Genomic DNA, 12,118 nt, shown 5'->3' with positions numbered 1-12,118 from the left:
ATGAATATGCCTGCAATCAAACCCGCCGCCGTCAAGGCGCCGGAACAAGCCAAAACCGCGATCTCGGCGCTGTGGCGTCCGGCGCTGGTGCAAGCTTTCGTCAAACTCGACCCACGGCAACTGGCGCGTTCGCCAGTGATGCTGGTGGTCGAACTGACGGCGATTTTCACCACCGTGCTGTGCTTCATTCCGGACGCCGATGTGCCGACCTTCGTCGCCGCACAAATCGCCTTGTGGCTTTGGTTTACCGTGCTGTTCGCCAACTTCGCCGAGGCCTTGGCCGAAGGTCGTGGCAAGGCCCGCGCCGACAGCCTCAAGGCCGGCAGCGAAGGTCTCAGCGCCCGCTGCCGCCAAGCCGATGGCAGCTTCAAGATTGTGCCCGCTGCCAATCTGCGCAAGGGCGATGTGGTGCGCGTCGAAGCCGGCGAGATGATCCCCGGTGACGGCGAAGTCATCGAAGGTATCGCGGCGGTCAACGAAGCGGCGATTACCGGTGAATCGGCGCCGGTGATCCGCGAGTCCGGTGGCGACCGTTCCGCCGTCACCGGCAACACGCGGCTGGTGTCCGACTGGCTGTTGGTGAAGATCACCGCCAACCCCGGTGAGTCGACCCTCGACCGCATGATCGCGCTGGTCGAAGGCGCCAAACGTCAGAAGACTCCGAACGAAGTCGCACTGGATATTTTGCTGATCGGCCTGACCCTGATCTTTCTGCTGGTGGTCGTCACCCTGCAACCGTTTGCCCACTTCGCCAACGGTAGCCTGCCGCTGGTGTTCCTCGTGGCGTTATTGGTCACGCTGATCCCGACCACCATTGGCGGCTTGCTCTCGGCGATCGGTATCGCCGGGATGGACCGGCTGGTGCGTCTGAACGTGATTGCCAAGTCCGGTCGCGCCGTCGAAGCGGCCGGTGACGTGCATGTGCTGTTGCTCGACAAGACCGGCACCATCACCTTCGGCAACCGTCGCTGCAGCGCGGTGTACGCGGCGCCGGGCGTGACAGGCCGTGAACTCGCTGAAGGCGCGTTGTTCGCCTCCCTGGCGGACGAAACCGCTGAAGGCAAATCGATCGTCGAGTTCCTGCGCGGCCTGCATCCACAACCCGAGCCGGCGCCAGAAACCTTGACGGCCGTGCCGTTCAGCGCAGAAACCCGTTTGTCCGGCGTTGATTATCATGGACGCGTGTATCGCAAGGGCGCGGTGGATTCGCTGCTGGCGTTTCTCGGTCAGCAGCGCTCGGATCTGGCCCCGGCACTGGCGCGGGAAATCGACAAGATCGCCCAGAGCGGTGGCACGCCGTTGCTGGTCTGCGCCGACGGCAAACTGCTCGGAGCGATTCACCTCAAGGACGTGGTCAAGCCGGGCATTCGCGAGCGTTTTGCCGAACTGCGCAAGCTGGGCATTCGCACGGTGATGGTTACCGGCGACAACCCACTGACCGCGGCAGCAATCGCGGCGGAGGCGGGCGTTGATGACGTGCTTGCCGAGGCGACCCCAGAGAAAAAACTCGCGCGTATCCGTCATGAGCAAAACGACGGTCGCCTGGTCGCGATGTGCGGCGACGGCGCCAACGATGCCCCGGCGCTGGCTCAGGCAGACGTCGGCATGGCGATGAACGACGGCACGCAAGCCGCCCGCGAAGCGGCGAACATGGTCGATCTCGACAGTGACCCGACCAAGCTGCTCGACGTGGTGCAGATCGGCAAGGAGTTGCTGGTGACCCGCGGCGCGCTGACGACCTTTTCCATCGCCAACGACATCGCCAAATACTTCGCGATCCTGCCGGCGCTGTTCGCTTCGATTTATCCGCAACTGGGCGTGCTGAACATCATGCAATTGACCAGCCCGCAGAGCGCGATTCTCTCGGCCATCGTCTTCAACGCGTTGATCATCGTCGTGCTGATTCCGCTGGCCCTGCGCGGCGTGCGGGTGCAGGCGGCGAGTGCGGCGGCGTTGTTGCGGCGCAATCTGCTGATCTACGGGGTGGGGGGGATCGTGGTGCCGTTTGTGGGGATCAAGCTGATCGACATGTTGCTCACGGCGTTGCATCTGGTTTGACAAGATCTCGGCGGTGCGGGGCCCTGGTGGCAAGGGAGCTTGCTCCCGCCGGGCTGCGAAGCGGCCCCAATCCGATTGACCGAGTTGCCGGTTTTTACGACTGCTGCGCAGCCGAGCGGGAGCAAGCTCCCTCGCCACAGGTGTCGCAGTGTTGCCCATTTGCAAGAGGATTTTGAAAATGTCCACAATGATACGCCCAGCCCTGAGCCTGTTAGTGCTGATGACCCTGATCACCGGCGTCGCCTATCCACTGGTGGTCACCGGCATCGCCCAGGTCGCCTTCCCGGCCCAGGCCAACGGCAGCCTGATCCATGACGCCGATGGCAAAATCCGCGGGTCATCGCTGATCGCCCAGGATTTTACCGGTGACGGCTGGTTCCACCCGCGTCCTTCGGCGGGCGCGTTCGCCACGGTCGCCAGCAGTGCAAGCAACCTCGCACCGAGCAATCCGGCCCTCGCCACACGGGTGATCGACGACGCCAACAAACTGCAGGTTCCTGGCCAGGGCCCGGTGCCGTTAGCCTTGCTGACCACCTCCGCCAGCGGCCTCGATCCGCACTTGCCACCGGCAGCGATTGCCTATCAACTGGCGCGTGTCGCGGCGGCGCGAAACCTGCCGGTGTCGACCTTGCAGCAACTGCTCGACGCATACATCGAACAGCCGTTGGTAGGGCCGCCGGTGGTGAATGTGCTGGAGTTGAATCTGGCATTGCAAAACCTCTAAATCGGCGGCGCGGCCATTCGCGAGCAGGCTCGCTCCCACCTTTGGAATGCATATCCCTGTGGGAGCGAGCCTGCTCGCGAAGGCGCCCTGACAATAACCGCATAAACATCAGAAGAAAGTGAGCACCCCAGCATGAGCGACTCCGGCCGCGCCGACGCACTGTTAGCAGACCTGCCCCGGGACGGCCGTGGCCGCCTGAAGGTTTTCCTCGGCGCCGCCCCCGGCGTCGGCAAAACCTACGCCATGCTCCAGGCCGCGCACACGCAGTTGCGCCAGGGCGTGAAAGTCCTCGCCGGTGTCGTCGAAACCCATGGCCGCGCCGAAACCGAAGCGCTGCTCGGCGGCTTGCCGCAGCAACCGCTGGTGCGCACCGAATACCGTGGTGTGATGCTCGAAGAAATGGACCTCGACGGCCTTCTTGCCGCGAAGCCGAAACTGGTGCTGGTCGATGAACTGGCCCACAGCAACGCCCCCGGCAGCCGTCACGCGAAACGCTGGCAAGACATTCAGGAGTTGCTCGCCGCCGGCATCGACGTGTTCACCACCGTCAACGTCCAGCATCTGGAAAGCCTTAACGATCAGGTGCGCGGTATCACCGGCGTGCAGGTGCGCGAAACGCTGCCCGACTGGGTGCTGCAAGAAGCCTTTGAGCTGCTGCTGATCGACCTGCCGCCACGGGAGCTGCTTGAGCGGCTGCGCGAAGGCAAGGTCTACGTGCCGGAGCAGGCGCGTGCCGCCATCGATGCTTTTTTTACCCAGACCAATCTCACCGCGCTGCGCGAGCTGGCGATGCAGACGGCGGCGGCGCAGGTCGACAACGACCTCGCCCAGGGCTATCGCCAGCTCGGTCAGGCCGCGCCGGCCGTGCGCGGGCGCCTGCTGGTCGGCGTCGATGGTGACGCGCAGGCCGAACGCCTGGTGCGGCATGCCAGCCGCGTCGCTCAGCGTCGGCATTTGCCGTGGAGTCTGGTCCATGTCGATAACGGCAGCGTGCGCGATGAACAATCGCGGCTGCGTCTGCAAAGCGCTCAGCAATTGGCCGAGCGCCTCGGTGGCGAAGTGGTGTTGCTGCGTGCCGGCGAAGTGGCGAAGACTTTGATTCAGCACGCCAGCGAACGCCGCGCGAGTCTGCTGTTGGTCGGCCAGTCGCGGCCACGATGGCGTCGGCGCTTGTTCGGCGGTGGATTGGCGGCGAGGCTGCTGCGTCAGGCCCACGGTCTGGAAATCAACGTACTCGACAGTGACCACGAACAGCACCCACCGCGCCCGCGCAATCCGATCACGCTGGTTTGGTTCGACTACGCGCTGGCGCTGGTTGCCACGGTATTGGCAAGTGCATTGGCATGGGCGGTATCGAGTGTGTTGCCGCTGCCGAACATCTCGCTGGTGTTTCTCGCCGCGGTGCTGCTGGTCGCGGTGCGCAGCAGCCTCGGCCCGGCACTGGCGTGTGCGGCGCTGTCGTTTCTGACCTATGACTTTTTATTCATCCCGCCGAATTTCTCCTTCAGCATCCAGCGCGAAGAAGACGTGCTGACGCTGTTGTTCTTCCTGCTGATGGCGGCGCTCACCGGTAATCTCGCCGCGCGTCAGCGCCGGCAGTTGCAGGCCCTGCGCGACACCCAGGAAGAGACCAGCGAATTGCTTGACCTGTCGCGCAAACTCACCGCCGCGACAGATCGTCAGGCGGTGGTCAGTGCGGCGGCGCAGCACCTCAATGGCTGGCACGACCTGCAACTGTGCCTGCTCAATCGCGACGGTCAGGGCGGCTGGAAGGTCGAGACCGGTGGCCCGCTGCAATTCAGCGAGGCGGAACGTGCCGCCGCCGACTGGGCCTGGCAACACGATCAACCGGCGGGCATGGGCACCGGCACGCTGCCGTCCGGGCGTTGGTGGTGGTGGCCGTTGTCGGTCGACGACGGGCCGCTGGCGCTGCTCGGGGTCTGCGCCAAAGAGGGCCAGACCCTGAGCGGCCAGCGCCGACGCTTGCTCACCGCGTTGAGTCAGCCGCTCGCACAGGCGCTGGCGCGGGCGCAGTTGGCCGATGATCTGGAAGCCGCGCGCTTGCACGGCGAAACCGAGCAGTTGCGCAGCGCCTTGCTGGCATCGGTGTCCCACGATTTGCGCACGCCACTGACCGCCATGCGCGGCAGCATCGACAGCCTGCTGGCGCTGGGCGAAGCGATCCCGCTGGAGGACCGCCGCGAACTGCTCGAAGGCACCCGCGATGAAGCCGAGCGCCTCGACCGCTATATCCAGAATTTGCTCGACATGACCCGCCTCGGCCATGGTGCATTGAAGCTGGCACGGGACTGGGTGTCGCCGGCCGACATCGTCGGCAGTTCGCTCAATCGTCTGCGTGCGGTGCTGGCGCCGTTGCAGGTCAGCACCGATGTGCCGGCTGAATTACCGCTGCTGTTTGTGCATGCGGCGTTGATCGAACAGGCATTGGTCAATGTCGTGGAGAACGCCGCGCGCTTCTCGCCAGCCAACGGTCGTTTGCAACTGCGTGCCGGGGCTGACGAACAGGAGATCTTTTTCGCGGTCAGCGATGAGGGACCGGGCATCCCCGAAGACGAGCGGGCGAAGATTTTCGACATGTTCTATACCGCCGCGCGCGGTGATCGGGGAGGGCAGGGCACGGGCCTGGGCCTGGCGATCTGTCAGGGCATGGTCGGCGCGCACGGCGGACGGATCAGCGTCGCCGACGGCATCGACGGGCGCGGCACGTGCATCACCCTGCACCTGCCGTTGCAGACGCAACCGGGGATGGACAATGAACCCTGAGTCCGACTGCGCTACTCTCTTGCCACTCTTTTGTATCGACGTGAATTCATGAGCCAGACCGCGACCATTTTGGTCATCGATGACGAACCGCAGATCCGCAAGTTCCTGCGCATCAGCCTCGCATCCCAGGGATATAAAGTGCTGGAAGCGGGGACGGGGGCCGAGGGCCTGGCGCAGGCCGCGTTGAACAAGCCGGACCTGCTGGTGCTCGACCTCGGCTTGCCGGACATGGACGGTCAGCAAGTGCTGCGCGAATTTCGCGAATGGGCCACGGCGCCGGTGCTGGTGTTGTCGGTGCGCGCCAGCGAAGGGCAAAAAGTCGAGGCGCTGGATGGCGGCGCCAACGACTATGTGACCAAACCGTTCGGCATCCAGGAATTCCTCGCCCGGGTACGCGCATTGTTGCGTCAGGCACCGACGGGCGAGGCGCCGCAAGCGGCGCTGAATTTCGGCCCGTTGACCGTGGATCTCGCTTATCGGCGGGTGCTGCTCGACGGCGCGGAAGTGGCCCTGACCCGCAAGGAATATGCAGTGCTGGCGCAACTGGCGCGGCATCCGGGCCGGGTGATTACCCAGCAGCAACTGCTCAAGGATATCTGGGGACCGACGCACACCGAGGACAGTCATTATCTGCGAATTGTCGTCGGGCATCTGCGCCAGAAGCTGGCGGATGATCCGACCCGGCCGCGGTTTATCGTGACGGAAGCGGGGGTGGGGTATCGGTTGTTGGGTGCTGATGGTCTGTAGTTTTGTGGTGTCTGGTCTGGCCTCTTCGCGGGCAAGCCCGCTCCCACAGTGAACTGTGTATGACACAGATTCCATTCACACCCAAGGACCCTGTGGGAGCGGGCTTGCTCGCGAAGAGGCCGGCAAATTCACCCAAACACTTTCAAGTACTCAACCCTGCTCGCTCTCATACCGATCCAGCGTATCGCTGGCAATCTCGCGCCCCAGTGCGATCAATTCCGGTGCCTTGTAAAACTCGAAAAACCGGCACACCCGTTTCGGCACATTGATCAGGATATCCGGCGGATAGCCGGCAATCTTGTACTGCGCCAGCGAGGTCTGCATGACCTCGAAACTCTGGTTGATCAGGTCGAGCAGCGACGCCGGGCCGACGTTATCGATAATGAAAGAGCCAGTGGCGGACTTCGGTGCGCCTTCACGCTCGGGCGCGGCCGCCGGCTGCTGACTTTCCGGTTCGACGCCTTCAACCCAGGGATTGATGTCCGCCGCTTCGGCACGCAGCGCTTCCTGTTCCAGCCGCAACAACTGCTCGGCCTGCTTGCGCCTGAACGGCATCTTCGAACCCAGCGAATTGAGCAGGCTGTCGAAGCGTGAACGAAAGGCTGGCGGGCGTTCGATCACCGGTAGTTTGTAATGCCGCTGGTTGGTCGAGTTGAGATTGACCGCGATGATCAGATCGCAGTGGCTGGACACTACCGGCACGATCGGCAAAGGATTGAGGATGCCGCCATCGACCAGCATGCGATTGCCTTGCATCACCGGAGTGAACAGGCTGGGAATCGCCGCCGACGCGCGCATGGCCTGGTGCAGGCAACCTTCCTGGAACCAGATTTCCTGCTGGTTGGTGAGGTCGGCGGCGACCGCGGTGTAAGGGATGCGCAGGTCTTCAATATTGATTTCGCCGACAATCTTGCGGATCTGCCCGAAGACTTTTTCGCCGCGAATCGCGCCGAGGCGAAAACTCACATCGACCAGCCGCAGCACGTCGAGGTAATCGAGGCTTTCGATCCAGCGGCGATACTCATCGAGCTTGCCGGCGGCATAAATCCCACCGACCACCGCGCCCATCGAACAACCGGCGATGCAGGCGATGTCGTAGCCGCGTCTTTCCAGTTCTTCGATAACGCCAATATGGGCGTAGCCCCGGGCCCCCCCGGAACCCAGCACCAGTGCGACACGTTTTTTCATCCAACGTCCTCCCGACAAGGTTTCACAATGCACCCATCGAGGCAGCGGCTCAATCGCCGACGTCGTTCAGCACGCCAATGACGTCGTTTTTTCGATACTGTGCGATGCTTCGAGACTATCCTTTTCGCCAATGCAGTTTGCTGGGCGGGCAAGGCACTTTTTCGCCGCCCGACCGTCTTACCTGCACGACTGTTGACCTACCTTGAGGTGTGAGTGATGAAAGCCTGGATCTGTGTGCCGTTGATGGCCCTGGTATTGGCCGGTTGTGCCGGCAAAACCGCGTATCGTGACAGCTGCGGCAGCCAGCTCGACGCGGCGTGGCATGAACTGGATCTGGCCAAGGCGGAAGGCTTCGCCGGCACGGTCAGCTATTCCAAGGCGCTGTCGCTGCTGACCGCAGCCAAGACCCAGCAGCAATTCGAAGGCTTCGAAGGCTGCAGCAAGAAAGCCGAGAAAGCGCGTTTCTACATTCGCGAATCCCGCGCAGGACGTTAACAGCAACTGCAAGTTTTGAGCTGCAAGCTGCAAGCTTAAGGCGACCGCCTTCAGCCTGAAGCCTGCAGCTTGAAACTCGCAGCTGCCCATGGAGTAGCCCCCTATGATCGACCGGTTGGTGGCTCATCTGTTGAGCCTGGAAGTGCACTTGCTGGCTTGCCAGGCGCGGTTGGCCGCGCGCACCGATCCCGAGGCATTGCACGATTTGCGTACCACCGTGCGGCGCTTGCGCAGTCTGTTGCGGCCATTGCGTGGGCTGCCGGGTGTCGAGCAACTGGAAGCCGCTGCCTCGGCGGTGGGTGATGTGACGACGCCGTGGCGCGATCGTGAGGTGCTGGCGGCGTATTTGCTCAAGCATGATCAAGGCGAAGCTGCCCAACGTCGCATGGCACAGATGGCCGAAGCGTATCTGGCACTGGCCGCCAGTGCGCAGTTGGCTTCGTTGCTGATGATCCTCGATGCCTTCCCGCGTTTCCTGCGTGCCGCGCAGCGTCAGGGCCTGCTCAAAGGCTTGGCCAAACGCATCGAAAAACGCCTGGGCAAGCAGTGGCAGAAACTCGATGAAGCGCTGCACGACCCCGCCCATGACCGCCATCGTCTGCGTCTGCTGATCAAACGCGTGCGCTATGGCATCGAAGCCTATCCCGAGCTGGATCGCTTGCCGGAACCGGCGCTCAAACGCTTGAAGTCTGCGCAAGCTGCCCTGGGCGACTGGCACGACTGCTGGCAATGGCTGGCACGCGCCGAGCAGGAAGCGGATCTGCAACCATGCGTGGCAACGTGGCAGGCCGGCTTGATCAAAGCTGAACTGAAAGCCGATCAAGTGTTGGAAAAACTCAGCGCGACCTGCTTCAAATCCTGAGATCGCCGCGATCCCTGTAGGAGTGAGCCTGCTCGCGATAGCAATCTATCAGTCGCCAATTCATTGTCAGATAAATCGCTATCGCGAGCAGGCTCACTCCTACAGAGGATTTTCAGCGTGACGGATATTGGTCCAAGGCCTATCTGTCAGCCCATTTGACCGGAATAGACGCTGCGCCGCGGTGCCGGGCTGGTTAAGATCGCCGCATCCCTTTTTTGCTTGCCGAGGTTGCCATGCGCTTTTGCGATCTGCTCGATGCCGACCGCCAACAACCTGAAGTGACCATTCCCGCCGAATGGGGACAGGGTCGGGCCAGTTTTGGTGGCCTGGTGGCTGCGCTGCAATTTGAAGCCATGCGCGCCAGAGTGCCGGACGAGCGTCCCGTGCGTTCGCTGGCGATCACTTTCGTCGGCCCCGTCGAACCGCAAATCCCGGTGAGTTTCGAGGTCGAGGTGCTGCGCGAAGGCAAAGCCGTCAGCCAGGTATTGGGCCGAGCCATGCAGAAGGGTCAGGTGGTGACGATCATTCAGGGCAGCTTCGGTGCTTCACGGCCCTCGGAAGTGGCCGTTGACGCGTACCCGGCACCGACCATGAAACACTGGGATGAATGCCAGGAGCTGCCGTATATCAAAGGTGTGACCCCGGAGTTCATGCGTCATCTGGCGATGCGCTGGAGCGTCGGCGGCATGCCGTTCACCGGCACGCAGTCGCGGCAGATGGGCGGATGGGTGCGTTTGCGTGGAGACGTTCGGGAAGAGCCGGTCAATGAAGCGCATCTGCTGGCGCTGGTTGATGCGTGGCCACCGGCGCTGTTGCCGTACCTGAAGAAGCCGGCACCGGGCAGCACACTGACCTGGACCATCGAATTCGTTCAGCCCTTAAGGAACGTGAGTACGCTGGACTGGTGCCAATACCTGGCCGATATCGAATACGCTGCCGATGGCTACGGCCATGTCGCCGCAAAGCTGTGGAGCGCGGAGGGAGAGTTGATCGCCATGAGTCGTCAGACGGTGACGATCTTTGCCTGACTCAATGCCGACGGTGACGCTCACGCCAGGCGCGCCACCAACCGCCGCTGAGCAAGAAGCGCGGGAAAGTCAGGAACTGCTCGACCAGCAAGCGTGACACCGCGTCTTTACGATCACTGAACGGCTCGGAGGCTTGCGCCTCCAGGCTGTGGCCGTGGCGCTGCAGACCCAGCGCCGCGAGGATACCGATCACGCCGATGGCGACGCTGGCCAGACTCAGGCTGAACACCCCCGACACGATCAACAGAAAGGCCACGATAAACAGCGGCACGGCAATCAGGTGCAGCACCAGATTGGTCGGATGCTGGTGATTGCCCGGGTAGGCGCGCCATTGCCACGCGGGAAGGTTGGGGTGACGTTTGCCCATGTTGCTACTCCTTGATCCATGTTTGAACTCATGGTTGAAGAATAGGCGCGGGCGAGGAGGGCGGCGAATCAAGGTTGGCTATTGAAGTGATAGGGGCAATGGACAAATTGGATGTTGCCCAATCTGGCCCCATCGCGAGCAGGCTCACTCCTACATTTGGAACGCATTCCCCCTGTAGGAGTGAGCCTGCTCGCGATGGCGTCATCAAAGTTTCAACTGACCTATCGCCTTGTTAAGCGCCCCAGCCAACGTCGCCAACTCACTGCTCGTCGTCGCCGAATCCACCGTCTGCCGTACGGTGTTTTCAGTCACATCGCGAATACTCACCACTGCGCGGTTCATCTCCTCGGCGACCTGACTCTGCTGCTCCGCCGCCACGGCAATCTGCGTGTTGCTCTCACGCATCTGCGCCACCGCCCCGGTGATCTCAGCCAGTGCCTCACCGGCCTCCTGTGCCTGTTGCACGCAGTCGTCGGCCTTGTACGAACTCTCCTGCATGAAGTCCACCGCATCGCGGGTGCCGGCCTGCAGGGCGGACACCATGGTGGTGATCTCATCGGTCGAGGTTTGCACACGCTTGGCCAGATTGCGCACCTCATCGGCAACCACCGCAAAACCGCGGCCCATCTCGCCGGCGCGGGCCGCTTCGATGGCGGCGTTCAACGCGAGCAGGTTGGTCTGCTCGGCGATGCTGTGAATCACACTGACCACGCCGTTGATTTGCTGGCTGTCCTCGGCCAGCCGTTGAATCATCTCGGCGGTCTGCTGCACGCCGCTCGACAGCCCGGCAATCGACTGCTGCACCCGCGCCACTACCTGTTGGCCGCTGCCGGCGAGGCCGTCGGCGGTCTTTGACAGATCGCGGGTGGCACCGGCGTGCTGGGCGATGTGATAGACGGTGGCGGTCATCTCGTTGATCGCGGTGGCGGCCTGATCGGTCTCGCTCTGCTGGCCGAGCATGCCGTGACGCACTTCATTCATGCTCGACGCCAGCCGTGCCGCACCGACGTCCAGTTGCCGCGCGGTGTTGGCGACGGTCGTGACCACACGCTGATAACCGGCCTGCATCGCATTGAAGGCATTGGCCATCTGCCCGACTTCGTCCTTGCCCGCCAACGGCACGCGGGCCGAGAGGTCGCCGGTTTTTTCGACGTGGAGCATCACGTCTTTCAACGTATTGAGTTGGCTGAGCAGAAAGCGGATCAGCAATTGCGAAGCGCCGAGCATCGCCAGCATCAGGATAAACACCGCGAATGCGTAGTTGGCGAAGCGCTCGCTGAACACCTGGCTCAGGCTCGGGGTGTAGGCGATGACCGCCACTTGTTCGCCATCGGCGCGGCTGAATACCTCGGCGCCCATTAACGGGTTGTCGCCGAACAGCGGCATTTCATTGATGGCATTCCAGCCGTTGCTGCCGCTGATTTCCAGCAGCGGTTGATCGTTGAGACGCGGCGCTTCACCGCGCTTGAAGGTCAGCACCTGAGCGGATTTGGGCAGCGCCCGCTCTGGCGGCCAGGCCTTGAGCAGTTGCGCCTGCGCCTGAGCGGAGGCTTGCGCGGCGTGGCTGCGGGCCTGTTGTTCAAGCTGGACGGCGTACAACACCAGCAGCAGGGTGGTGACAAAGGCGACCGCGTTGACCGCCCAGAATTTGTATTTCAGCGAGATATTGCTAAGCCAGGCACCCATGGAGGTCTTCTCTGATAGCGGAAACAGTTTTGGCAAGGTGCCATTATTGTGCCGCTATCCAGATGACAAGACCTTGATATGAGTCAACAGACGCCGCCATCCTGCTTTTTGTAGGAGTGAGCCTGCTCGCGATAGCGGTGTGTCAGTCAATGATGTAAGCAACTGACCCACCGCTATCG

Annotated in this window: 10 protein-coding genes; 7 read left to right on the top strand and 3 right to left on the bottom strand. The window is 62.6% G+C overall.

What is annotated here, in order from left to right:
* The 4 genes from kdpB (at position 1) to HU765_RS15695 (ending at position 6,313) form a co-directional block, all read left to right on the top strand.
* Entirely contained in the window at positions 1-2,058 is a 2,058-nt protein-coding gene (kdpB, locus tag HU765_RS15710) for a potassium-transporting ATPase subunit KdpB (RefSeq protein WP_186621591.1), read from the top strand.
* A gap of 178 nt (positions 2,059-2,236) precedes the next feature.
* Positions 2,237-2,782, top strand: a complete 546-nt coding sequence (gene kdpC / locus HU765_RS15705; protein ID WP_186621590.1) for a potassium-transporting ATPase subunit KdpC — start codon at positions 2,237-2,239, stop codon at positions 2,780-2,782.
* 132 nt (positions 2,783-2,914) lie between these two features.
* The gene (locus HU765_RS15700; RefSeq protein ID WP_186621588.1) at positions 2,915-5,566 is read left to right on the top strand and encodes a sensor histidine kinase KdpD; all 2,652 of its coding nucleotides are present in this window, start codon (positions 2,915-2,917) and stop codon (positions 5,564-5,566) included.
* A gap of 48 nt (positions 5,567-5,614) precedes the next feature.
* Positions 5,615-6,313: a response regulator gene (locus HU765_RS15695; RefSeq protein ID WP_186621587.1), complete on the top strand. Its 699-nt coding sequence runs from the start codon at positions 5,615-5,617 to the stop codon at positions 6,311-6,313.
* Between the two features lie 150 nt (positions 6,314-6,463).
* Here HU765_RS15695 and HU765_RS15690 read toward each other — a convergent pair whose 3' ends face one another.
* Entirely contained in the window at positions 6,464-7,501 is a 1,038-nt protein-coding gene (locus HU765_RS15690) for a patatin-like phospholipase family protein (protein WP_186621586.1), read from the bottom strand.
* Positions 7,502-7,717: 216 nt separating this feature from the next.
* On the opposite strand from HU765_RS15690, the gene HU765_RS15685 reads away from it, so the two are divergent.
* The 3 genes from HU765_RS15685 to HU765_RS15675 all read left to right on the top strand — a co-directional run bounded on the left by HU765_RS15685 (position 7,718) and on the right by HU765_RS15675 (position 9,886).
* Positions 7,718-7,996, top strand: a complete 279-nt coding sequence (locus HU765_RS15685; RefSeq protein WP_016770894.1) for a hypothetical protein — start codon at positions 7,718-7,720, stop codon at positions 7,994-7,996.
* A gap of 103 nt (positions 7,997-8,099) precedes the next feature.
* On the top strand, positions 8,100-8,858 hold the full coding sequence (locus HU765_RS15680; protein ID WP_186621585.1) for a CHAD domain-containing protein: 759 nt from the start codon (positions 8,100-8,102) through the stop codon (positions 8,856-8,858).
* Positions 8,859-9,091: 233 nt separating this feature from the next.
* Positions 9,092-9,886 carry a thioesterase family protein gene (locus HU765_RS15675; RefSeq protein WP_186621584.1) on the top strand — a complete coding sequence of 265 codons (795 nt, stop codon included), beginning with the start codon at positions 9,092-9,094 and terminating at the stop codon, positions 9,884-9,886.
* Between the two features lies 1 nt (position 9,887).
* Here the strand turns inward: HU765_RS15675 and HU765_RS15670 are convergent, their stop codons facing one another.
* Together HU765_RS15670 and HU765_RS15665 are read right to left on the bottom strand one after the other, a co-directional pair.
* Complete coding sequence (locus tag HU765_RS15670; protein WP_186547075.1) at positions 9,888-10,253, bottom strand: Mpo1-like protein; 366 nt, start codon at positions 10,251-10,253, stop codon at positions 9,888-9,890.
* A 204-nt stretch (positions 10,254-10,457) separates the two neighbouring features.
* Positions 10,458-11,939: a methyl-accepting chemotaxis protein gene (locus HU765_RS15665; protein WP_186621583.1), complete on the bottom strand. Its 1,482-nt coding sequence runs from the start codon at positions 11,937-11,939 to the stop codon at positions 10,458-10,460.
* Between the last annotated feature and the right edge of the window lie 179 nt (positions 11,940-12,118).

This window comes from Pseudomonas sp. SWRI81, from assembly GCF_014268545.1.
In the GTDB taxonomy this organism is placed as follows: Bacteria; Pseudomonadota; Gammaproteobacteria; order Pseudomonadales; family Pseudomonadaceae; genus Aquipseudomonas; species Aquipseudomonas hamedanensis.
Note: the sequence above shows the minus strand (reverse complement) of the source record. Positions and strands in the feature narration are given on the sequence as shown.